The following is a 24,312-nucleotide window of genomic DNA, read 5'->3' as shown; positions in this document are numbered from 1 at the left end:
ATTATGCCTCCTTTGCCTTTTGCGTATTGTATTTAACCCTGAGTTTCTGCTGGGTCCTGGCCAGAAATGCATTGGCGCCGATAAACAGGATCATGACTGCCTGTATGATCATTACAATCTCACTTGCCACATCCGAAGAGCGGTTCATGATGTCCGCACCCGTCCTTACATATCCGAGGAACAGGGCGGAAAACAGGATGTACTGTGGCTTATACCTGGCAAGGGTGGCCACCATGATTCCGTCCCATCCCAGGTTGGTCAGGGAAAACCAGGCAAACCTGGGATTGCGCCCGAACATTTCCATGCCCCCGCCAAATCCGCTGAGCGCTCCCCCGATGAACTGGGCCAGCACGCACATGGCGAATACATTGATTCCAATGTACCTGGCATAGTTGGGATTGGCCCCAATAAGGCGGATGCTGCAGCCCCACTTGGTCTTGTACAGGAAGAACCAGGTCAGCACAATGGCGATGAGCGCGACAATCAGGTTGGCATTGACCTTTGTCCCGTCAATCAGGGTGGGGAGGAAGCTGTCCTTGGGCAATGGATAGGACCCTGAGGAGGTGGAGGTGATATCCATGAGATAATTGCTGAATATGTAATTTCCGATATAAAAGATTACATAGTTAAAAAGCAGGGAAACCACAAAGGCATCCGTACCGTACTTCAGGTTCACGATCATGGGCAGCAACGCCATCAGCCCGCAGACAACCAGCACAACCAGCATGGAAACCAAGGTAAGGCTGTGTCCATGTACCACGGTAAGCTTCAGGGATACGGCTGCCGCCGTAAGGCCGCCGAAGTAATAGCATCCTTCGCCGGACAGGGTGCGCTTTCCCGTGGCCCAAAGCACGCATACCCCCAGGCCCACATAGATTAACGGCACGGTGTTCTCTATCAGGTTCCCCATCCTTCTTGTGGAAGTAAATGGCCCCAGCAAAAAGGCGTGGAGCGCCTTCATCGGCTCGTCACTGACAATCAGGATGATTACGAACGCGGTCAGCATTGCAATGAGGATTGCAAGCAGGACCTTTACAAAGGAAAATGTCTGGTTCAGTTTGTTATTGTTCATAAAATGCCTCCTTTATTTCCTCCGGAGTCTGCTTTTTTATCCCCAGCATGTATTCTCCCAGGGTTTCCTCGGTAATTCCCTGTAAGCTTTTAAAATACGCTGCAATCTCGCCTTCATACATCACAATCAGGGAATCGCTGAGTTCCATGATTTCTGCCAGGTCCGCGGAGCTTATGAGGATGGCCGCATCCCTGTCCCTTAGCTCGAATATCTTTTCATGTATGAATTTGGTGGCGCCTATGTCAATGCCCCTGGAAGGCTGGTCAATGACAATCAGGTCCCTGGGCATGGAAAGTTCCCTTGCAACCACCACCTTCTGGATGTTGCCGCCGGACAGCATGTCCACGGTCTGCTTCTCGCTGTCACATTTCACGGTAAATTCCTGAATCAGCTCCCTGGATTTCTGGGCCAGTTTCTTATCTTTAACAATGCCTGCTTTGGAGATTTCCGGATCCGAGAGACGGTTGGCCAGGAGGTTTTCCTTGATTGTGGCTTCGCTGGCAACGCCGAAGAGCAGTCTGTCCTGGGGTATATATGCGGTCTTGGCAATATCCCGGATTTTCCGGATGGACATCCTGGACACATCATTGTGTTTTATCCGGATTTTTCCTCTCTGGATAGGCTGCAGGCCTGTGATACATTCCAGCAGTTCCCTCTGCCCGTTTCCCTCCACCCCTGCTATGCCAAGGATTTCCCCGCTTCTTACGGTGAAGCTCACATCATTCACCTTAAGCCTGCCTTCTCCATAGCCATGGTACAGGTGTTCCACGCTTAACACCACGTCCCGGGGCCGGGCCTGCTTCTTTTCCAGGTTCATCTTGATTTCACGGCCCACCATCAGCCGCGAGATATCGGATTCCGTGATATCCTTTACGTCATATACCCCCATGGACCGCCCGTTCTTCATGATGGTAATCCTGTCGCATATCTGTTTGACCTCACGGATTTTATGGGAAATGAATATGACCGTGTGCCCATGCTCCTTTAACAGGATAAGCTGCCGGAACAGTTCCTCTGTTTCCTGGGGCGTCAAAACTGCCGTTGGTTCGTCCAGTATGAGTATGCGGGCGCCGCGGTACAGGGCCTTCAGGATTTCCACCCTCTGTTTCATTCCAACAGGCAGGTCCTCCACCCGTGTATCCGGGTCAATGGGAAGCTGGTACATCTGGGAGATCCGCCTGGTTTCTTCCACTGCCTTTGCCCGGTTGATGAAAATACCTTTTTTCGGTTCTTCCCTCAGCATCATATTCTCGGACACGGTAAGGGAAGGCACCAGCATGAATTCCTGATGCACCATACCGATTTTCAGTTTAATCGCTTCCGCAGGGCTGTTGATACGGATTGGTTTCCCTTCAAACAGCACCTCACCCTTATCTATTTTTTCTAATCCGAACAGCATTTTCATGAGTGTGGATTTGCCCGCTCCGTTTTCCCCCATAACGGCATGGATCTCACCGTAATCCACACTGAAATCCACATCCTTGTTGGCAACCACCCCATTGGGATAAATCTTAGTGATTCCTTTCATTTCGATTGCAGGCGTCTGCATACCATGTCCACCTCTCTGATTTTTCAGGTAAAAATGGGAAGGCAGGCTTTTTTCAAAACTTGCCCTCCCATGTCAGCATGTGCATTGTTATTGCGCGGAGCTGATGATTCCATCAATCTCTTCTGCATCCATACCGATGGCAGTTGGTACCGTCACTTCCCCGCTTCCAATCTTACCCTCATACTCTGTCACAACCGCCTTCACCTCATCCGGCAGCTGTGCCTCATAATATTCGTTCTTAACCACGCCGGCTCCGTCTTCCTTCACACCCACTGTCTCCTGGGTCCCAAACGGAAGCTCTCCCTTTGTGTATCTTTCATAGGCAGTGCTTACGGCGTTGTCCACCTTTTTCATGACGGATGCAAGGATTACCTTTTCCAGGCTTTCGTCACTGTTGGCGTATTTGGCAGCCACATCCTGGTCATTACCGATGGCTGATACGGATTTATCCCTGGCAGCTTCATATACGCCCACTGCCGCATTGCCGCAGGCCGGGAAAAGTACGTCTGCCCCATCCGTGATCTGGGCCAGGGCCAGTTCCTTTGCAAGGGTTGCGTCATTAAAATCATTGGTGAAGGCAACCGCTACCTTTATATCGGGGTTGACTGCCTGGGCGCCGGATATGAAGCCTACCATGAAGTCATAGATGACAGGTATTTTCGTGGCGCCCACAAAGCCCACATAATCTGACTTTGTCATGCTTGCCGCAATGACCCCTGCCATATAGGCAGCTTCATTCTGGTGGAAGTCCATGGCATATACATTGGGCATGTCTACTGAATCAAAATCCAGGTTCACATCGTAACAGATGAACGGGATTTCCGGATACATGGGCGCAACGGTCTGGATGGTATCCTTCATCAGGGAACCGCCGGTGATGATAAGGTCATAATCCTCTTCACAGAGGTCGCTCATGGCTGCCTCCCATTTGGCGGAATCCGTCACTGCGGTGCCCAGCTCTATGATATCCAGCTCGGCCCCGATATTGCCTGCAATTGCTTCCGACGCCCGGCATGCCAGGTCGTGGGTTCCCCCGTCCCCACGGACATTGGGCAGGACGGTAACAATCTTCTTTACCTCTTTTGCCATTTCTTCTGATGGTGCTTCTGATGCATCCGCACTGCCTCCGGCGTTATCTGCTGCCGCAGCCGTTGTATCCGCTGCCTTTTTCTCCTCTGCCGGCTTGGCGCCCCCGCACCCAGCCATGGACAGTACAAGCGTCACCGCCGTAAACATTGCAACCAACCTTCTCTTCATTGTGCTACCTCCCTGAATCATTTTTAAAAAATACGTTTATACTGCTATGTTGTATAATCAGTATAGCATTGTATATTGATATCGTAAAATATATATTCTTTATTAGCTTAATAAGTATTTACTTATTATAGTTATATTCTTTTGTTACTTTTTACCAATATATCCGTATATGGTCACTTTATGGTATTCCGACAAAACAAAAGAACCGCTTCACGGCTGATTGTGCCGTCAAACGGTTCCTTCTATATCAAACGCTTCCTTCTATATTAGAATGTTCTGTTATATTTATTCAACCGTATCGTAATCCGTACGGTATGTCAGATAATCGCTGTCGCCCTGCTGAATGTCATTGCCCGCATAATTAGCTCCATTGACTTTCAGTTTAAGCTTACCTAACTCGAAGTTCTCGGTAAAGGTATTGCCAATCTCCGTCAGGAACATCTCGTCGGAAGCCCCCTCAGCGCTTTCCGCCTGGTTAAGGTCCAGTGTTCCAACGGAATCATCTTCCTTGCCCTCAATATCAAAGCTTAGGACCTTGGTACCATCTGTCAGCACGCCGTATTCAATCAGTTTATCTACCAGAAGCTGGGCATCCAGACCTTCGGTGTCCAGGGAATCCATATCCTGCACCAGACTGTCAGAATCACCGCCATGATAGATGGAAACAACCGCCACCGGCATCACATTGGGATCCGGAACCTTATCAGCCGCCCCGCCTGTGCTCTGGGGAATCATATTCTCAGCTGACTTTGCCGTTGCTGCCGTGGTTTCTTTTTTCTGTTTCTCAGTAGTAGGCGTACATGCCGCCAGTGATACGGCCACCATGACTGCCATTGCGCCTATTAACCATCTTTTCATAATTGTATATGCCTCCTTTAGTCCTCTTCAAAGCTTCTGAACCAGGAGTTTAGTTTTGTCAGCGCCTTTACAAGGGCTTCCAGTTCTTCTTCCGTCAGTTCTTTCACAACACTCTCTATCATCTGTTCATGGAACTTCTTATGATGATGATAAGCCTTAACTCCTTTTTCTGACAGGGAGATATAAACAACCCTTCGGTCCTCACTGCTGCGCTGCCGGTCTACATAGCCCTTTTTCACAAGGCTGTTCATGGAAATGGTCAAGGTTCCCACTGTAACGGATAATGCCCTGGCAATGGTTGACATGTTCTTAGGCTCATCTATGCCAATGGCCTCTATCACATGCATATCGTTATTGGTAAGGTCCCCAAATTCCGAGGTGATGATTGCCTTCTGCTCTATATCATTGACATCGCGGAACAGGCTCACCAAAACTTCATTCAGCGTCTCGTAAGTTCCCACGGTTCTCCCTTTCACTTTCTACTTCAAAAGCTTCTTACTGATTGTACAGTATTTTACTTGTTAACACAAGCCCCTAAATCCTTATAAAATTCTTAAAAGCCTGTGACTTTTTTGTGTTTTTTACAGTTTTACCCAAAATCAGGAATGAAATACAAGCCTGGCAAATACTTCGCCCCGTTCCTCAAAGTTTTTAAAGATGCCATAGCTGGCAGCTGCCGGAGAAAGCACGCAGCTGTGTCCCGGCCTTGTAATCTGCATGGCCCGCCTCACACCGTCCTCCAGATGTTCGGCCAGGATCAGCCTGGGCCTGTCTTTAAATTCAGGATAAAACTTATATATCTCCTGGTAAATCCGCTTGCCCGTGGCCTCCATGAGGATGATATGGCTTACCTGGCATTCTGACAGATACTCAATCAGCTCCCTGTAATCAATCCCCCGGTCCATGCCCCCGATCAGCACGGTATCCGTGTCCTTCAGCGTCTTAAGGGCCTGTATGGTGGTGTCGCAGATGGTTGATATGGAATCATCATAGTATCTGACCCCATCCCGTTCTCCCAGATACTGAAGCCGGTGGGGCAGCGGCTCATAGGTCTTAAGTCCTGCCGTGAACGCCCCGTCATCCATGCCAAGGATGGCGCACACCCCATAGACCACCCCGATATCAAAGTAATTGTGCTGTCCCAGCAGCCGGATTTCATCCGCAGGGATCCGGTATGCCCTGCCGCGGAAGCGGATCCATGTGCCGTCCGGTTCCTCTGCCACGCTCAGATCCGTGCCCGGCTCATTTACCCCGGCCTTTATAAGCATGGATGGGCAGGTCCCGGATTCAGGCAGGCACTGTACGTTGCATATCAGTATGTCGTCCGTCTTCTGGTTCTTGAAGATATTCTGTTTGGCCGCCACATATTTTTCCATGGTTCCGTAATGGTCCAGATGTTCCTCATGTATATTGACCAGGATTCCGATATGGGGGGATACGGTCATGTATTCCAGCTGGTGGCAGGACAGCTCAAACACGATTTTGGTGTCCGGCCTTACCTCCTCCATGTGGTCCAGGGCCGGTATGCCGATATTGCCCAGGATCATGGTGTCCATGCCCGCGTTCTTCAGGATATGGTATAAAAGGGACGTAACCGTACTTTTTCCCTTTGTGCCCGTGATACCGATGATCTGGTCGCGGAAACACTGGAAAAATACTTCTGTCTGTGACAGGATCTGGCACCTGTACTCTTCTATGGGTTTTTCCAGCACGATTCCCGGACTTTTAAAGACCACATCATAGTCATCCATGCAGCTCTGATAGCCCGGCCCTGTTATCCACCGCGCCTCCTCATCCGGACGCTGCGCCGGGGAAGCCAGGTCCGCTATATCGAGGCCGGCATATCCGCCTGCCTGCTTTATGACATGATAGGTTGACTGGCCTTCCCTTCCAAAACCCAGGAGCAGGACCCGCTTTCCTTTAATCCAGGGAATTATTTTCTCAATCACGTTCATTCTCCTTTTTTAGGGTGTGTCTGAAAATTGCTTTCCGTCATCTGTGGGTATCTGTGTGCACACAGTTCTCCCTGACCACCCTGGCCCAGGCCGGGGGCACCAGGTTCTCACTGTCATAATAGGACGAATACCGGTCCCCGGCAGCCTGGTACTGCTTATAAAGGCCGGTTCCCTTATAATAGGAAAGAAGGGCTGGAAGCTCTTCCCCTTCCTCTTCCATACGATTAATGGTAAGTACCATTGCCGTGTTGATTTCAGCCCTACTGCCAACGCATTCAAAAGGCTTCTCTTCCCGTATGCCGATCAGCTGTTCCAGGGTTTCCTTCATGGTCCAGTCCTGAAGCATATCCCGTCCGAATATGTCCCGCACTTCCTGTGAGGAAAGGAATGGGGAGAGTATCAGGTATACAAACAGGCACTTGGGGCAGTGTCCGCACCAGCTGTCCGTCCTGCTGCCCGCATTGCAGCTGCGGAAAATGGGATGATACTGTTTCTGCCTTGCAAAGTATCCAGCTATCTGGAACTCGCTTAATGGGCGCAGAAGGCTAAAATAGCTGGCGCTTCCCGGAAGGTAACGGTTCTCATATTCATGGAAATCCTTCTCGAATTTAAAGCTCTTGGAATACTGGTGGTTGACCGTACTTCCCTGGACCGTGCTCTCATTGGCGCTGGATTCATTGGAAAGGGCCACCCAGGATAATCCATGCATCCTGGCTGCGATGATGCTGGAAAATGCCACCAGGGCCGAGAACGGCGTGTGCCCGTTCAGGTATCCCTGCCTGTTCAGTTCCAGCATGTTGGGGTCCAGGGTCCGCCTGGCATTTATGACCTGGCTTTCCTTCAGTCCGGCGGCTTCTGTGGTATGGATGGTCGCGCCTCTGGGGTTGATGATGTAGGCACGGATTGTCTCCCCCGCGCTGCGCAGCAGCTCCAGGGTGACTGCGGAATCCTTGCCGCCGCCAATGGGGACCAGGACTCCTTTTTCCTGGGGGGCCGGGGAATCAGGGCTTTGCGGATCATGCATCTCCCGGGAATCATACCCGGATGACTGTCCCTGAACATTGCATACAATATCCATAAAATCATCCTGCCTGGCTTCCCAAATCTGATTCACATAAAAGAACTCGCCCAGACCGTTATAATACAGGTCCTTCCACCATTCCATCTGCTCCTGGCCAAGGAAGCCCGCCTCCACGATTACCCGGGGAGGGCATGCAATCTTCCAATAGCTGACCAGTTCCACCATGCCCAGGGAAAATACCATGTCCTGCATCAGCCGGTCCTCAGCCCACAGACGTGTATCGCCTGCCGCCTTCGGGAACCGCCAGACAGGGGCAAAGGAGGATAGCCCGGGAATCTCAAACCTGTATGTGATCCTGCACTCACGGCCGTCTTCTTCCATCTCATAGCTTTTATATATGAACTGAGGATACTGCCTTCGCAGGGTCTGATATTGTTCCATAATATGTCCCTTTCTTTACAACACAAACCCGCTGTACACTTTGCCCATCTGCGATACAGGGCGCATATACAACGGATTCCCTTTTTATCTATGGCTATTATAGTCAATAACCCTTGATTTTGCAATGTTTTTTTGTCTGTCAGGGCCTTACCTCAGGGCGCCTGCCAGGATTACGCTGGCAGCCACTCCCACGGCTGTTGCGAACAGTCCGCCTGCCAGGGTATATCTGCCTTTTCTTATTCCCACGGAACTGAAGTAGATACTCATACAGTAAAGCACGGTCTCGGTACTGCTCATGAGCACGGAGGCAATGAGTCCTATGCTGGAATCGGTTCCGTATTCCTTGAAAATGTCCAGCACCAGCCCGGTTGCCGCTGAATTGGAAACCAGCCGTACCAGCACCACGGGCACAATCTGAGGCGGCAGATGGATTAGGGCAGCCGGGGCCTTGAGCATTTCCCCAAAAAATTCCAGGAAACCTGACGCCCTGAGCACCCCCACGGAAACCATCAGCCCCACCAGGGTGGGAAGGATTCCCGCCACTGTCTTCATGCCATCCTTGGCCCCGTCTATAAAATCATCCAGCACAGGACGCCCTGACAGAAGCCCAAAGCCCACAATATAAAAAATCATCAGAGGAACCATGGCCTCTGACAGAAAAAGTATGAACCGCATATGGATATCCCCTGGTTAAGCCGCTTTATATATGGTATTCCGGTGAGGATGGTTTCATTCCCCCTGGATTATATTAGATGAATCCACACCGGCTCCCAGTCTTTGACGGGCCTTCCCGCACTGCATACCGCCATCCTGCTGTTTTCAAGGGAAAACTCCTTAAAATAGTACTTCATGTCATCCACGTCCTGGGCCACCTCTATCTCCTGTCCCTGAAAACGGATTTCAAATGCATTTAACGCCAGTCCCATCCCCAGCCCCGTTACCTTCATGAAGCTTTCCTTAAGGACCCACAGCCGGAAAAATGCTTCCTGCTTCTGCTGTCCGTCCTCTATCTGTTCCAGATACCTGTATTCTCCCTCATGGAAAAAACGGCGGGCCACCTTCTCCTTCATGACGCCGATTCCTTCTATATCGATTCCCACCGGGCTGACGCCGCAGACCCCGGCCGCATAATCCCCGGAATGTGTCAGGTTAAAATGGATATCCGGCCGCCCCGCCACGGATGCCTTTCCGTTGGTCCCATATTCCAGACGGGTTTCCCGGGAATTAAGGCCGTATTGTTTTAAGATGGCATTGAGCGCAATTCCGGCGCCCAGGGAACGGCGGCGGTCAGACTCCATTTTGTGCTGTGTTATCTTGTCCTGACGTTCCCGGGGCATTTCATTGAAGTAATATCTGAATGTACCCTCATCTTTCAGCTGATTGATATTAAGGATAAATATATGTTCCATTGGCAGCTCCTTACCTTTATGAATCCCTGCTGATTTATATCTGCATTTATTTTTGCATTTATATTGGCATGTGATTGATAACCTGCCGCCCCACCGGTTACCCATCAGGCGTAAAAATAACGGCGGCAGAATAAATTATAGCACACCGCAGCCTGTGGCTGCAAATAAACTACAGATAAAAATCAGTTGAAACCAGTCCCGGGAGTCATCCTGAACCCAGTACAGCCTTGCGCGGCAATAAAACCGGGAAATCCCTGCCCGGCCCAAAACAGAAGGCCCTGCAGGGATTCCACATCCTAGAGCGTGTTTACAGATTATGATTCCTTTAATTCCAAAACCAGTTCAATCTCAACCGGTATATTCCAGGGAAGTGCCGCCACTCCGATTGCCGACCTGGCGGGCAGACCGATTTCATCGCCGAATACGTCTTTTAAAAGCTGTGACGCCCCGTTAATGACCTGCGGATGTTCATAGAAATCAGGCGCCGATGCCACAAATCCCAGAAGCTTCACAAACTGCTTAATCCTGTTTAAATCCCCCAGTTCATGATGCAGGTTTGATATAATATTAATCATGCAGCGGCGGGCCGCTTCCTGTCCTTCCTCTATTGTATATTCACTGCCCAGCTTTCCTGCCATGTTCTCATCCACCGCATTATGGGGCGCTGTGCCCGATACATAGAGAAGATGGTCCCCATAGGGCCTTACAAGACTGTAGATCCCGCCCTTTGGGGTAGGGTCCGACAACTTGATTCCCAATTCCTCTAGTCTGTCATATACGTTCATTTTATTTTCCTCTTTCCATTATTATTTTTACAACCTGCTCCCTGTCATATCCGCATCTTTCCAGTTCCCTTATCCAGGCAATATCCCCGCAGGAAAGGCTGTCGCTGGAACACTCTATATGGAATACGGTTCCTTCCCTTACCTGGAACCTCAGCTTCAATATCCCTCCGTTCCATTGCAGTTCCTGGCTGACCGTGTATTCCGGGCAGTTATCCACAATCCAGTCCCGGGACTCATATATATCCTGCCCCAAGGGCCTTCCCTGGCTTTCATCCCTGTAAACCACGGGAAGGGACGGCCCAAATACCTGTCTGAACTGTCCGGCCAGAAGTCCGGCTGCCTGTTTTACCGTAATATCCGGTATGTATTCTGACAGGTTGGCCACACGTCCCACAATGGATCGCACGCCTTTGGACTCTAGCTTCATGGGGGAGGGGCGCAGGCTTTTTTCAAGATGGTCCTTACGGACCCGGACCATCAATGTGCCATGGAGATATTCATTTCCCCCTTCGCAGTACCCGGCCTGGCCGGAAATCTTCCTGCCCGCCGCCAGGATATCGTTCCTTCCGGAAAATACAGCATCCGTACCCAGCGAACGCAGCATGCCAAGGAGTACTTCCTGCTGCATTGCCTGACTGCCTTCCCCCTCCCGGTTGATAAAGGTGTAGTTCAGGTTACCCAGGTCCTGGTATACTGCCCCGCCCCCGGATTTACGCCTTACAAGGCGTATGTCTTCTGATTTGAGATAATCCATATCGCATTCCAGATATGGATTCTGGTTCCTTCCCAGCACCACGCAGGGACGGTTCACCCAGAGATACAGCAGGGTGCTTCCGCTTTCTGCCTGCTTCAGCAGTTCTTCCTCCAATGCCAGGTTATGGCACGGATTGTTTTCTTTTGATACGACAATCCTATTCATGATAATGTATGCAGCCTGTGGAAAGGCCCATTGCAGCCTCCCATACCGCCTCCGATGTGGTGGGATGGGCGAAAACAGTTCCCGATAAACCGTCATCCGTAAGGTTATTGGTTATGGCAACCGCAATGCAGCCAATCAGAGCCGATGCGTCCGGCCCTACAACCACGCCTCCTATGATCCTGCGGCTTTGTTCTTCCATAATCAGCTTGACAAAGCCTTCTGATTCACCCTGGATCTTTGCCTTGCCGTTTGCAGTAAAAGGAAATACGCTGACCTTCACCTTAATGTCTTCTTCCCTGCACTGCTCCTCACTCTTTCCGGCACTCCCAATCTCCGGGGAGGTGAAGATGACGGATGGTATCACGGATTCCCTGCCTTTGGGCCTTTTTAATATCCTGTCAATTACCTGTATTCCCTGGGCGGATGCAGCATGGGCAAGCTGTATCCTACCATTCACATCCCCAATGGCATAAACTTCTTCCATGTTTGTCTCAAGGTTCCCATCTGTCTTGATTCCCTTTTTATCAAACCGGATTCCTGCCAGTTCCATGGCTTCCCTGTCAATCTCCGGCGCCCGGCCTACTGCAACCAGTACCTTTTCCGCGTTAGCCGCATGTTCCATCCCGTCTTTTTCATAGAATACAACCGCTTCCTTGCTGTCAGTCTCCAGCACCCTGGTGACCCTGGATGACAGGTCTATACGGATTCCCTTTTCTTTGGCTGTCCTTGCGATTACAGCCGCTGCCTGGGCATCCGTAGTCCCCAGCATATGGTCCATATATTCAATCACATGGACCCGGCATCCAAACGCGGCGTATAAAAAGGCAAATTCCATGCCAATCACGCCTGCGCCTATGATGATTAAGGAATGCGGGATGGACCGGCTGTCCAGGGCTTCCCGGCTGTCCATACAGACCGGTGTCCTGGCCCAGTCCGGCATCACCGGCCTGGAGCCGGCAGCCAGCACCACATGTCCGGCCTTTATTTCATAAGCGGAGTCCCCGCCTTTTACCATGACAGCCCTGTCCGGCATCACCTGCGCCGTACCAGTTATCACGGTCACACGGCTGCTGTCTAACAGGAAACCTATGCCGCGGCGGTTTTCCCCGCAGATCCTGTCCTTCCGGTCAAATACCTTGTCCATATCAACCGTGACATTGCCGGAACTGATACCGAATTCCCCTGCCCGCCTGAATGTATCATACAGGTGCGCGCTCTGTAATAATGTCTTGGTAGGGATGCAGCCCCTGTTGAGACAGGTTCCCCCAAGCTGGTCCTTTTCAATCAGGACCACCCTGAGTCCCTGGCCCGCGGCGTATAATGCAGTTACGTATCCCCCTGGACCTGCGCCGATGACAGCCACATCTGTCTCCATGCGCTTTATGTCCTGGCAGGGTGCTGCATTTTTATCCATGGCGGGTTCTCTGCCATCCGCTCCACTGCCGTCAGCCGCTTCTTCATATTCAAACAGCACATCCCCGGTCCGTACCTGGCTTCCCTCCTCCACGCAGATCCTTGTAATCCTTCCGGCCACCATGGACTTGAATGGCCGGTTTCCTTTTCCGGTCTCTGTATTTAACAGCGTCTGCCCCGGTTCCACCCGGTCGCCCACCCTGACCTCTATGGTTCCGGCAACCGCTGACTTTCCGCCCATGATCAGGCCCATCCTTATTTCCACGCTGCTGACCTCCCTTCATATCCGCCCCCAGGGCATGATTGAAAATTCATTCCTGTGGTCTGCATGTCCCTGGCTGTTTCCGGTCCATCATTCAGACAGTATAAGCTCCGGCGCTTCCAGTTCCACGCCGTGCCTGAAGGAATCCCCTACCGGGCACATCCTCTCCACTGCCTTTACCAGCTCCTCAACCTGCACCTTGGGCGCCTTGCTCTTAATGATGAACCTGAAATGGATTTTCTGAAGGCCCGGCCTTACGTCCGGATCCATTCCGCTGAAACCATCCGAATCCATCCTGCCTTCTGCTTCCACCTTAATGTCATCCACAGGAATCCCATAGAAATCCGCAAATATGGATGCTGTTATTGTCTGGCAGGCGCACACGCTGCACAGGGCCAGCTCAATTGGGTTCATACCCGCGTTGGTCCCTCCCTGTTCCTGGGGTTCATCCAGGATAATGGAAAAATCCCTGGCTGATGCCCTTACCTTTAATCCCTCAATTAATTCTGATTTTGCCGTGTATGTCTTTAATGCCATGACTGCCTCCTCTTTTTCAGCATCCCCTGGTTAAGGCCAAGGGATCCGTATCCCCTTCTTTTGTCACGGTACAGAGGGAAATCAGGTCCTCTGTCTCCGATGTGTTCCAGAACGAATGGGGAACCTCCTCAGGCACGTAAACCCAGTATCCGGCCCCGATATCATAAATTTCGTCCCCAATCTGGAATTTTCCTTCCCCGGCAATGCACACAAACCAGTGCACCCACGGATGGTGGTTTGACGCTGCCCTGCCGCCTGGTTTCAGGGTAAAACACCTCATGACGTGGGTGGGCCAGAACCGCTCCGGCCCAAATACAATCCTCTTTTCACCGCCAAGCATGTGCATCCCTGCGTCCACCATCGGCAAATCAATAATCTTTCCACATAATTGTTCTTTTCCTGTATCGCCCATTTCCCTGTCCTCCTCTTTACTTTTTAATGCATGATTTCAGATATTCCATAAGACGGTCTATGTCCCGGGTATTATTGTAGTAGTGCAGGGCTACCCTCATCCTGTCCTGCCCCTGAAGCTTTGCCCTTATACCGGCTTCCCTGATCAGTCCTTCGGTCAGCCCCAGCCCGGCGGGCAGTTTAAGGGATACCAGACCCGACCTGTATGCCCTTTGGTGTGGACAGAAAATAGAAAAACCATCCAATTTCTGAACCTCACTGTATAAATAATCGGTCAGGTCCAGGATATAATCCTCAATATCCCTGCCCCCCAGCCTCATATAGGTCTTAACCGTTTCATGAAGCCCATACAGTCCAATGGCTGGCAGGCCCCCATTCTCAAAGCGGCTGGCCTTCTCACTGATTACCAGGTCAAATGGCCCGCCGTTAATACGGTCCTGGACATTGGCCCATCCCATCTCGGACTGTTTCAGTTTCTTCATGAAGTCTTTATCAATGTAGGCGAAGCCTATGCCCTGGATCCCCTGCAGCCATTTATAGGCCGATGTGGTAAGGAAATCAATCTTCATATCCTTCACATCCAGCTGCATTGCACCGCAGGCCTGGGTGGCGTCCACCCCAAAGGGAATATGGTGTTCCCTGCACCATGTGCCAATGGTCTTTAAATCGTGCCTGTAACCATTCCCGCTGTCCACATGGCACACAGTGACTGCCTTCGTATGCTCATCGGCCAGTGAGAACAGGCTTTCCGGTGCAGTCTCCCCGTTGACCGCCCCGGCCACCCGCACCTCCAGTCCAAGCTGTTCCCTGAGGTTCAGCCATACATAGGTCATGGCGGGGAATGCATTTTCATATATGACAACATTATCCCCCTTCTCAAAGACCAGCCCATTACAGAAGATGTTGAACAGCGAGGACGAGTTCTGTCCAAATGCAATTTCATCCCCGCTTTCTGCACCAATCATTTCCGCAATCCCGTCCCTGACATCATCCGCATACTCCCACTGCCAATGATAGTCGTCAATATCCATCGCGAGATCTGTCCTGTTCTGCAGATAAGTGTTCATTGCGTCGCAGGCATACTGCGGAATCAGTCCGGTGGTTGCCGTATCCAGGTACGTATACCGGTCCAGTACCGGATAGTGCCATCTTTCACGATTAAATTTGTTATCCATGTTATCTCCTTTTAATTAAGGTTACTCCTCATCCTTTGTAAGATTCATCTTAAGCCAGTCCTTACCTTCCACCAGTTTGGATACCATCATGGCTGCAATCGTATCCCCGGTTGCATTGATGCATGTCCCCGGAGGGTCAACCAGGAAACCGATTGTTGCGATGATTGGAAATGCCTCTGCTGGAAATCCATACAGGCTTACAATCAGCATCTCCCCAATCAGCCCGCCTCCCGGCACGCCTGACATGACAACGCCCGACATGATGGCAATGAGCATGGCCGATGCAAATGTCCCGAATCCTGTGAAGGGCTTTCCGAAAATACCAAATAAAAACGCTATTTTCAGCAACGTGGAAAAAATGGTCCCGTCCATGTGCATGGTGGCTCCCAGAGGAAGTACGATTTCCCTTATATCCTTGGGCACGCCTATGTTCCTGGCAGCATCCAGGTTTACAGGCAGTGTTGCAACCGAACTCTGGGTGGCGATGGAGGTTGCCGCAGGAGGAAGGATGAATTTCCACATCCTCCTAAAGCCGTCCTTTCCGGCTGCCCAGTATGAATACAGTGAAAAGAATACGACAAAGTAAGCAGCACATACCGGATAATATACCAGCATTGCCCTTCCGTAAGCCCCCAGCAGGTTAGGGCCGAATTCCCCAACCAGGTTTGCAAAGTAGGCGCCAAGTCCAATGGGAGCATACATCATGATGATGTTGACAATCTTCATCATGATATCAGCCAGGTTATTCACGACCTGCCCGACCGCGCTTTCCTTACCGCCGCAGGCGCTGATACAGAAACCGAACATAATGGAAAATATAATCAGCGGCAGCATGTTCTGGCGTGAAAGCAGGGCTGAGAAATCGCTGACCGTCAGCGCTTTGACAATGGCGTCCGACAGCTTTACCGCCTCCATCTCACCAGCCGCTTCCATGGTAATATGTACGCCTGCCGCGGGCGGGTATATTGTGACGATGAATATGATGATGACACCTGCTATCAGGCCGGTGACCACAAATACTGCCAGTAAGCTGCCCAGGATCTTTCCCAGGCGCTTCATGTTCAGCATATTGCCAATGGCGCTGGCAATGGTTGCAAACACAAGCGGTACAATGGCCGTGAACATCAGATTCAGGAAGATATCACCAAATGGCTTTAAAACCGTGGCCTTTTCCCCCATAACCAGACCGATAATTGAACCAATGATAATCGAAGAAATCAGCAAAATAGGAAATCTGTAACTCTTCCAGACGCTTTGCGTCTTTTTCTGTTCAGTCATGTAGAACCTCCTTTGTATATACCTCTCATTTTCGCTGCTTATACATTCTCCGGATAACGTATGAAACGCTTTATACCATATTATCACGCAATTATCGTGCCAATTATCTGATATTTTATTGGGATATTGTGAATCTGTTGATTTTATCAAGAAATATCAATAAAAAACTTTTTTTACAGGCTGGCTGAATGCTCCCCCTTCCCGCTATCTCTGAAAAAGCGGGAAATAAAACGGCAGTAAAACGGTTTCTTTTGAGCCGTTTTACTGCCGTTAATTATGCCGTTTTTATGCCGTTAATTATGCTGCTAATACTGCCGTTAATACTGCTATTAATACTGCCGCTTATACTACTAATACTGCCATTAACCCTGCCGTCCATCCATCATTTCCCCTGAGGATCCAAAGCGCTATAGTGCAGGACATACTTCCCCTTATCCGTAATCCTGCTCCCGCCCCGTCCTTTCCGGACCATGATATATCCCATGGAATCAAGTTCACATAAAATTTCCCTCACCTCATAGACGGATAGATTGAGCCCTTCCTCGCGGCTGCATCCGGAAAGTCTTTCCCGGCTGATGGAAACCCTGCCCTGATTGCTTTCCAGAATCTTATTCAGGACAAAGAGATACGCCTCCTGCCTCATGGACGCCATCTGCCTGAATTCCAGGATTGTATTGTCCTGGCATTCCAGGGAAGGCTCCTTCTCCGGCTTAACCCTGCCATGAAAGAACCCGGGAGGCAGGTCCTCATACTCAATGACCTTCTTGTCCAGAAAAGAAAAATAATCCGCACAATTCTTCAGTTCCCTGACATTTCCTCTCCAGCAGTGGCTCTTAAGCGCCTCGCAAACCGGCCCGGAAAGCTGGAACCTGGAACCATTTTCCTCTGCAAACATCTGGATTAACGGTATGATGTCCTCCGTGCGCTCCCTGAGGGGCGGAAGGTTGATGGGAAGCGTGTTAAGCCTGTAATACAAATCTTCCCTGAATTCCCCCTTTTGTACCAGCTGTTCCAGGTTACGGTTGGTGGCTGCTATAATCCTTACATCTATGGATATCAGCCTGGTATCCCCCAGGCGCATCACCTCATGTTCCTGAATCACCCTCAGAAGCTTCACCTGGAGCATGGGACTCATGCCCTCCACCTCGTCCAAAAACAGGGTGCCATTATGTGCAAACTCAAACAATCCCAGCCTGCCGCCCTTCTTTGCTCCTGTAAACGCGCCGTCCACATAGCCGAACAGTTCACTTTCCAGAAGGTTCTCAGGCAGCGCCGCACAGTTTAGGGCGATGAACGGCTCAACCCTGCGGTCCGATGCATTGTGGATGGCCTGGGCGAACAGTTCCTTTCCAGTACCGCTTTCCCCTGTAATCAGGATGGAGGCCCTGGTACCCGCCATCTTTTTTGCGATTTCCCTGACCCGGTCAATGGACGGGCTGATCCCAATGATATTATCAAATGTGTATTTTGCCGTATGGCCCTTATTCAACAGCTGATTACGTATCTTATGCTGTTTCTCCTCCTCCTCGCCAAAATGCTGGAGCATGACAAGAAACCCCATATTCTTCTGGTTATGGCTGATGGGATATATGCCCACTGTCACCGGGTTCTGGTTGATTTTAACCAGTTTTGCATCTATTTTCCTGTGTGTCCGCCTGCACTCCTCAAAGGGAAGGTAGGGAAACAGCTCTTCTGCCTGCTGTCCGATGGCATCTGCAAGATTCCTTCCCACAATCGTCTCAGCCTTTTTATTACAGATGAATACGGCGCCCTGCTCATTGATACCGAGGATACCGATCTCCATGATGTCAATCAGGCTCTGGAAACTGGATTCCAAACGCAAGGCCCTCCCGAACAGCTCATCGAAATTATAATTATTGGATGCAATGGACGCAAGATGGGCCTTCCACTTACGGTTCTCCCATAAGTCATACATCTTAAGCTTCAATGCGATTTCCACCAGGGTCCCGCTGTCCATCTGCCGCTGCCCCACGTCTATGATATGGGGAATCCCTTCCGGCACGTACCTCGCCTCATCCGGTGTGATTGCATACTGTATACCTTCTGCCAGCTTAAGGGACGCCCCCGGATAAAAAGGTATGTAATTAATGTGGCTGGCCCCCAGCTGGATCAGCTTTGTAACCGCCTCCTGGGCCATAGGCTCATTCAGGTTGACCAGAAGCGCCTCTGTCCCTGAGGGAATCAGGCTGAGGCGCTGCAGTATATCATGGGAAAATGTGACACATAGCATGACAATGGGAATGCCGCCCTCCACCTGGGTATGGAAATCAGGGAGATTTTCAAGGGCATCCGTGGTAATACAGTACAGGTCTGCTTTTTCCAATCCATTTTTCCTGATGGACGGCACATCCATTGAAAATGCCTCTATCCGGTTGTCAAACAGGAACTCCATCTGTTCCGCATGGAATGCCCCGGCCCTTTCATCATAAGAAATCACTGCTACACGTTTCAAAAATTACCTTCCCCCCTACTCCACAAACAAAGGCGTGGAATAATACCGGTCCCCGCTGTCCGGCAGCAGGGCCACGATGGTCTTCCCCTCATTTTCAGGACGTTTTGCCACCTGGATGGCTGCATACAGGGCTGCGCCTGAGGATATCCCCACCAGTATTCCCTCTTTCCTTGCCAGCAGTTTCGCAGTGGTAAAGGGCACATCATTGTCCACCGCAATGATTTCATCATATATGCCCGTGTCCAGCACTTCAGGGATAAAACCAGCGCCGATTCCCTGGATCTTGTGGGGGCCGGCGGCCTTTCCCGACAGCACGGCCGAGGTGGCGGGTTCCACTGCGATTACCTGGATGTCCGGGTTCTGCTGTTTTAAGTAGGCGCCGGTTCCGGTAATGGTTCCCCCGGTTCCCACGCTTGCCACGAAAATGTCCACTTTCCCATCTGTGTCGTTCCAGATTTCCGGCCCGGTTGTGCCTATATGGGCCTTGGGGTTCACTGGATTTACAAACTGTCCCGGAATAAAGCTGTCCGGAATCTCCTTTGACAGTTCCTCTGCCTTCTCAATGGCACCTGTCATGCCCAGCTCCCCGGGAGTCAGCACGATCTCCGCCCCGTAAGCCTTCAGTATGTTGCGCCGCTCTATGCTCATGGTGTCGGGCATGGTCAGTATCATCCTGTATCCTTTTGCGGCCGCAATGGACGCCAGGCCGATACCGGTATTGCCTGAGGTGGGTTCAATGATGACGGAACCTGGTTTCAGCCTGCCTGTCTGCTCCGCATCCTCAATCATGGCCTTCCCCACCCGGTCCTTCACGCTGCCCGCGGGATTCAGATATTCCAGCTTAACCAATATCCGTGCCTTCAGATTCTCCTGCCGCTCAATGTTGGCCACCTCTACCAGAGGGGTGTTTCCTACCAGCTCCATCACGCCTTTGTAAATCTTTTCCATAGACTCCACCTTTCCCTTTCCATAATTCATAGTTAAATACTAGGTTTAGTAGGATTATAGGGCGGGGACACACATTTGTCAAGTATGTATTATGTGTGTCCCCTGTATTTACAGAGATTTTTAATTGATTTTACCTGATATAGCGCTAACTGTCCGCTACTGGACCATGGCCCCGCTGCTTCCAAAGGTATAGGATACACCGTCTATATCCATGGTGGTATTGCTTATCATACAGCCGTTGGGATCCAGATAATACCATGATCCGTCCACCTGGACCCAGCCTGTCTGTTTCCTGTAATCCTTCATGTAATACCAGCTGCCGTCCACATGCTTCCAGCCGTCCGCCGGTATCAGGGATGCGTAATCCGCAAATGCAAGCTCAATGGTCACATTTCCATTGATGCCGTCCACGGTTCCGGTGTCCGTGCCCTGCCATATGGTACGGTTGGGGTAGCTGTTTATGGTTCCATACCTGGCATACCAGATGTCATAGGGGATCTGGCTGGTGTCCATATTCTTAGTCAGCCACTCATTATTGGCATAGACCACGGGGCGGTAGCCTGCATCTGCTATGGTCTTGCAGAACGCATTTACATTATCCGTAATCTGCTGTCTGGTCAGGCCGTTGTCCAGAAGGTGCTGGGACTCCACATCATAGGCAATGGGGTAGGAGATGGGGAAATCCTTTATCACCTTGAGCACATACCCCGCTTCGTCAATGGCTGTCTGTACATCCAGGGCCTGGGTATAGAAAAATACCCCTGCCTTGATCCCATTGGCATCGGCTTCCATTACATTCCGGTCAAAATAGGGGTCCTTATCCCTGTAATAGCCAACACGTATCATTGCAAAAGATACCCCGTCTGCAGCCGCCTTTGCCCAGTCAATGCCATTTTCCGCATTGGCCCTGTTCTGGTACTTGGTTACCGTGATTCCTTTTGCCAGGGCGCCTGCTATGGGGGCGCCTGACGCATCCACATACTGTCCGTTTTCCATGGTCCATGGCTGGGCTCCCATGGATGTGAATGTCATTGCCGCCCCCAGGATGCCTGCCAGCACGGCTGTCCTGAATACCGGACGGATGGGGGTTGGGGCGGATGGCCGGAGGGCTGCTCTGCCTGACATTTTCTTATCTCTCATTTTCATATTTTTGTCACCTCATATAATTATTATTGCCGTTTTCCCAATCTTACCATGTATCCGGCTTCCAGACTTTATCATTCTATTAATAATTCCTTTCAAGTTGGGATATGGCAAAATGCAGGCTATCTTGGAACGGCTCCATCTTGTTATATAAAAGTGCTTTTTAAGTTAAGTCCCACGTTTTAGGTCTGTGCAGGTATGGGGGAAGGATGGTCTTATTATTCCCTTTTGCGCTATTGATCTGTATTTGCGTCAAAAACAGGCATTGGCTTAAATCGGTATTGCATATATTCGTGTCACGTGTATCAGCACCTAAAAAATTGGCCCCATATAGGTTAGATTGTCCTAAATTAGCCGCAATCAGTAAGGACATACTGAAATCCTTGCCTTTAAGGTTTTTTTGTTTCATATTTTTTCCAATATAATTCTTAGAAGATACTTTACCTGAATCAGGAAAATAGGATTGGAATATTGTGCAGATATGCCTGAGGTAGTTATTCGACTTCCCACAAAATGGCTGGACATCTAAAACAGCCAGCCTTTCCAACGGTATATCTATTAATTTATTTCCCTCGTCAATTAACAATCCGGCCTGTTTCTTTTCGGACTGCGGCAACTGTAATATGAAACATTGTGATAAATACCAAAGCGTCTGATATACCCTCATGACAGCTAAAAATGAATTGAATATCTGTTCCGCCTCTTTTTGGGGAATCGTACGCCAATTCGGCAAGTCCTTAATATAACGGGTAACATACTGCCCCGCACCAAAACAATCATAAGCCATACAGCCTTTCAGCCCCTGTTCCGATAATTGTGGATATACCTTGCATTGATAATCAGGCTGAAGATTTTTACAGGCTGTCCCGGCTTTTTTATCTTTAGGAAACCCATCCGATTTTGAAAAATATAAGGCAACACAGCATAATCCGCTGCAGCTTCTGCAGTTGATCTTATATGGTTCGAATATGGATAAATCAATGTCTTTTTCATATATCATATGGATACCTCCTTCAAAAGGCGTAACATCTGTGACACCACTACGATATAGTATAAATAGTTAGGAGAATGAAGTCAACAAAGGCCAAGGAAGCGCTGCATAAATCAAAAAAGACAGACCGTCCTTTCCCGTGCTCCCACAGGTCCCATCGGTCTGTCTTCACTGTTAATAGAACACCTTAAAGTATTCCTGATACGTATCACGTATAAATACCAGGTGTTCCTTCATGTAAAAATAAGCAAACTCCCCGTTCCTCGCCATCAATGCATCGCTGATGTTCTGATGCTGCTGGGCAATCTTGGCAGCCACGCTTTTCTGGCGCACCGGAGGCACAAGGCTGCGGATGGCTGGGGATGTCTCCATACTGTTCATCTGGTCAAACCATTGGAGCAGCACAGGGTTGTGGGTGGCCGCTATGATGGAGCGGTGAAATTCCCCGTCCTCATAGCCCTTTGAGCCGATGCATCCTGCAATGGCCTTAAGCTCCTCATCCGTTGCAGTGACAGCGATTTCCCTTACCACAGACGGTTCCAGAAGGATACGTGCATTGGTGGAGTTAATGAACTGCTCGTTATATGCCTCCGTCTCCTCTTCCCCGCTTTCAAGTTCGCTGCCGTCAACCACCACGAAGCTCCCCTTGCCCTTGTGGGTTTCGATGACTCCGGCTTCATTGAGAAGGCGCAGGGCTTCACGCACCGTAATCCTGCTGACCCCGGTCATCTCAATCAGTTCCTTTTCACTTGGCAGCAGGTCGCCTTTTTTGTATATCCCCTGCACAATCATGTTCTTTATCTGCTCAACTACCTGCTCGTACAGTTTGGGCCTGTCCACTACCTGAAACATGCTGTTACCTCCACCCCTATAAAATAATGTGAAAGTATTATAACACAGGGGGTTCCCAAGGTGCAAGCCCTGGAGGGATCCAGATAAAAGCCCCATTGCAGGATTCAGATACAAACCGCAGCTAAAATGCCCAGCCCCTGTCTCACGGGTGTCCTGCCGCCTGCGCCCTGCTCTTTAAGAACCCGTCAAACGTAATGAACAGTATGCTGGTAACCACAAGACAGCCGCCCGCCACAATCCCCAGTGTCACCGGGTCATCAAACCAGATGGTGCCGAATACCACGCTGACAATCGGTTCCAGCATGGACACAAAGGCTGCCGTGGATGCACCCAGCCTGCTGATTCCATACATCATGAGGAAGTAACCGCTCACCGTGAAAAGTCCGGACCCGCCAATCAGAAGGGCCCAGCCGCTTAATCCCCCGGCCGGGGCCTGAAGGGTTCCTGTGGCTGCCGACAGCACTGCAAATATCACGGTTCCTGGAAGGGATACATAAAACAGCTTTGCCTCGATTGGCAGGTCATTGGCAGGCCCCTTTTCATTGGCAATCAGATATCCCCCATAGGTAAGGGAGGATGCAATGGCTGTCACGATCCCGATAACCGGCATCTTCCCGCCCGCCCCGGTTAAGAAGGCCATGCCTGTTATGGACACGATGATTGCAGCTACCTGAAGTTTGGAAAATCCCTCCCTGAACACGGTCCCCATGATAATGCACACCACGGTGGGATACAGGAAATTCAGCATGATGGCGGTCCCCACCGGAAGATACAGGTAACTGGTGTTTAACAGCAGCGCCGTGAACATCATCCCGCTGGCTCCCATGATAAGCGCCTGGATAAGCTGTATCCTGGACGCCTTTAAGCTGCGTCCCTTTATGCGGGCCATTAACAGGCACACAAGGCTGATTGTAAGGTTCGTAAAAAACATCAGGCTGTTCATGGGTAGTCCGTCCACCAGCAGCGTCTTCTGCATACTTGGCATGATTCCTAATAAAGTGGCTGCTCCTGCCACAGCAATTATTCCGATTAACATACGTTTGTTTCTCACCTCTCAAGCTGTTTCTTCATCATTTCCACAGCCTTTTTCTTCTGCTCCGCCAGCTGTCTGGCTTTAAATCCATCCTCCGTCAGAAGGGTCAGGGCGCCTGTGGGACAGACCTTGACACAGGCCGGGACCATCCCGGCTTTCTGGCGCTCGATACACGCGTCACACTTGCGCATTTTCCCGTCAGGGCCAAAGGCCGGAACACCGTAAGGGCATGCCATTGCACAGGAATGGCAGCCGATGCAGTTGGCGGTATCGTAAAGTGTGAACCCTGATTCTGCATCCTTGGTAAGGCAGCCGCAGGGACAGCCCATGACGCAGGGCGCATCCGCGCAATGCATGCAGCTTACCGAATAAAAATGCAGGTCCCCGGTCCTGCCTTCCAGGGTGAAGGTATGGCGGAAGGGCTGCTCCCCTGCCGGGATATCAATATCATTCTGGTCCATGCAGGCCAGTGCACAGGCGCCGCAGGCAGAACATTTTTCTGAATCAAAATATAAATACCGTTTCATTTT

Annotated in this window: 23 protein-coding genes; all 23 read right to left on the bottom strand. The window is 50.5% G+C overall.

The window, feature by feature from the left end; all coding sequences use genetic code 11:
* Position 1 precedes the first annotated feature (1 nt).
* Positions 2-1,072, bottom strand: a complete 1,071-nt coding sequence (locus LK536_RS50140; RefSeq protein ID WP_008726559.1) for an ABC transporter permease — start codon at positions 1,070-1,072, stop codon at positions 2-4.
* Positions 1,062-2,621, bottom strand: coding sequence for an ABC transporter ATP-binding protein (locus tag LK536_RS50135; RefSeq protein ID WP_025484754.1), 1,560 nt, complete (start codon positions 2,619-2,621; stop codon positions 1,062-1,064). The genes LK536_RS50140 and LK536_RS50135 overlap by 11 nt, the downstream gene beginning before the upstream one ends.
* A gap of 87 nt (positions 2,622-2,708) precedes the next feature.
* Positions 2,709-3,878: a BMP family lipoprotein gene (locus tag LK536_RS50130; protein WP_025484752.1), complete on the bottom strand. Its 1,170-nt coding sequence runs from the start codon at positions 3,876-3,878 to the stop codon at positions 2,709-2,711.
* A gap of 285 nt (positions 3,879-4,163) precedes the next feature.
* Entirely contained in the window at positions 4,164-4,736 is a 573-nt protein-coding gene (locus tag LK536_RS50125) for a GerMN domain-containing protein (protein ID WP_227796587.1), read from the bottom strand.
* Between the two features lie 17 nt (positions 4,737-4,753).
* On the bottom strand, positions 4,754-5,212 hold the full coding sequence (locus tag LK536_RS50120) for a MarR family winged helix-turn-helix transcriptional regulator (RefSeq protein ID WP_008726563.1): 459 nt from the start codon (positions 5,210-5,212) through the stop codon (positions 4,754-4,756).
* Positions 5,213-5,335: 123 nt separating this feature from the next.
* Positions 5,336-6,691 (bottom strand): UDP-N-acetylmuramoyl-L-alanine--D-glutamate ligase, encoded by a 1,356-nt coding sequence (murD, locus tag LK536_RS50115; RefSeq protein ID WP_235712219.1) that lies wholly within the window; start codon positions 6,689-6,691, stop codon positions 5,336-5,338.
* Between the two features lie 37 nt (positions 6,692-6,728).
* Complete coding sequence (locus LK536_RS50110; RefSeq protein WP_227796585.1) at positions 6,729-8,153, bottom strand: MurL-like N-terminal domain-containing; 1,425 nt, start codon at positions 8,151-8,153, stop codon at positions 6,729-6,731.
* Between the two features lie 147 nt (positions 8,154-8,300).
* The gene (locus tag LK536_RS50105) at positions 8,301-8,828 is read right to left on the bottom strand and encodes a spore maturation protein (RefSeq protein WP_008726566.1); all 528 of its coding nucleotides are present in this window, start codon (positions 8,826-8,828) and stop codon (positions 8,301-8,303) included.
* A gap of 68 nt (positions 8,829-8,896) precedes the next feature.
* Positions 8,897-9,562 (bottom strand): 4'-phosphopantetheinyl transferase family protein, encoded by a 666-nt coding sequence (locus LK536_RS50100; protein WP_227796584.1) that lies wholly within the window; start codon positions 9,560-9,562, stop codon positions 8,897-8,899.
* Between the two features lie 314 nt (positions 9,563-9,876).
* A complete protein-coding gene (locus tag LK536_RS50095; protein ID WP_008726568.1) occupies positions 9,877-10,347 on the bottom strand; it encodes a RidA family protein in 471 nt (156 codons plus the stop codon).
* A gap of 1 nt (position 10,348) precedes the next feature.
* Entirely contained in the window at positions 10,349-11,266 is a 918-nt protein-coding gene (locus tag LK536_RS50090; protein ID WP_227796583.1) for a lipoyl protein ligase domain-containing protein, read from the bottom strand.
* A complete protein-coding gene (gene lpdA, locus LK536_RS50085; RefSeq protein ID WP_227796582.1) occupies positions 11,259-12,944 on the bottom strand; it encodes a dihydrolipoyl dehydrogenase in 1,686 nt (561 codons plus the stop codon). The genes LK536_RS50090 and lpdA overlap by 8 nt, the downstream gene beginning before the upstream one ends.
* 87 nt (positions 12,945-13,031) lie before the next feature.
* Complete coding sequence (locus LK536_RS50080) at positions 13,032-13,478, bottom strand: OsmC family protein (protein ID WP_227796581.1); 447 nt, start codon at positions 13,476-13,478, stop codon at positions 13,032-13,034.
* Between the two features lie 16 nt (positions 13,479-13,494).
* Positions 13,495-13,890 (bottom strand): cupin domain-containing protein, encoded by a 396-nt coding sequence (locus LK536_RS50075; RefSeq protein ID WP_227796580.1) that lies wholly within the window; start codon positions 13,888-13,890, stop codon positions 13,495-13,497.
* 16 nt (positions 13,891-13,906) lie between these two features.
* The gene (locus LK536_RS50070; protein WP_025484745.1) at positions 13,907-15,064 is read right to left on the bottom strand and encodes an aminotransferase class V-fold PLP-dependent enzyme; all 1,158 of its coding nucleotides are present in this window, start codon (positions 15,062-15,064) and stop codon (positions 13,907-13,909) included.
* A gap of 21 nt (positions 15,065-15,085) precedes the next feature.
* A complete protein-coding gene (locus LK536_RS50065) occupies positions 15,086-16,342 on the bottom strand; it encodes a dicarboxylate/amino acid:cation symporter (protein WP_008726576.1) in 1,257 nt (418 codons plus the stop codon).
* A gap of 382 nt (positions 16,343-16,724) precedes the next feature.
* Entirely contained in the window at positions 16,725-18,815 is a 2,091-nt protein-coding gene (locus LK536_RS50060) for a sigma-54 interaction domain-containing protein (RefSeq protein ID WP_329602255.1), read from the bottom strand.
* 15 nt (positions 18,816-18,830) lie between these two features.
* Positions 18,831-19,763, bottom strand: coding sequence for a cysteine synthase A (gene cysK, locus LK536_RS50055; RefSeq protein ID WP_008726579.1), 933 nt, complete (start codon positions 19,761-19,763; stop codon positions 18,831-18,833).
* 156 nt (positions 19,764-19,919) lie between these two features.
* Positions 19,920-20,909 (bottom strand): glycoside hydrolase family 25 protein, encoded by a 990-nt coding sequence (locus LK536_RS50050; protein ID WP_331472240.1) that lies wholly within the window; start codon positions 20,907-20,909, stop codon positions 19,920-19,922.
* A gap of 160 nt (positions 20,910-21,069) precedes the next feature.
* Positions 21,070-21,906, bottom strand: a complete 837-nt coding sequence (locus LK536_RS50045; RefSeq protein WP_120058279.1) for a pentapeptide repeat-containing protein — start codon at positions 21,904-21,906, stop codon at positions 21,070-21,072.
* A 165-nt stretch (positions 21,907-22,071) separates the two neighbouring features.
* On the bottom strand, positions 22,072-22,749 hold the full coding sequence (locus LK536_RS50040; protein WP_162158534.1) for a FadR/GntR family transcriptional regulator: 678 nt from the start codon (positions 22,747-22,749) through the stop codon (positions 22,072-22,074).
* 142 nt (positions 22,750-22,891) lie between these two features.
* Entirely contained in the window at positions 22,892-23,785 is an 894-nt protein-coding gene (locus LK536_RS50035) for a DMT family transporter (protein ID WP_008726583.1), read from the bottom strand.
* A gap of 11 nt (positions 23,786-23,796) precedes the next feature.
* A complete protein-coding gene (locus LK536_RS50030) occupies positions 23,797-24,309 on the bottom strand; it encodes a 4Fe-4S dicluster domain-containing protein (RefSeq protein ID WP_008726584.1) in 513 nt (170 codons plus the stop codon).
* Positions 24,310-24,312 lie beyond the last annotated feature (3 nt).

Source organism: Clostridium pacaense (assembly GCF_020709765.2).
Taxonomy (GTDB): Bacteria; Bacillota; Clostridia; order Lachnospirales; family Lachnospiraceae; genus Enterocloster; species Enterocloster hominis.
Note: the sequence above shows the minus strand (reverse complement) of the source record. Positions and strands in the feature narration are given on the sequence as shown.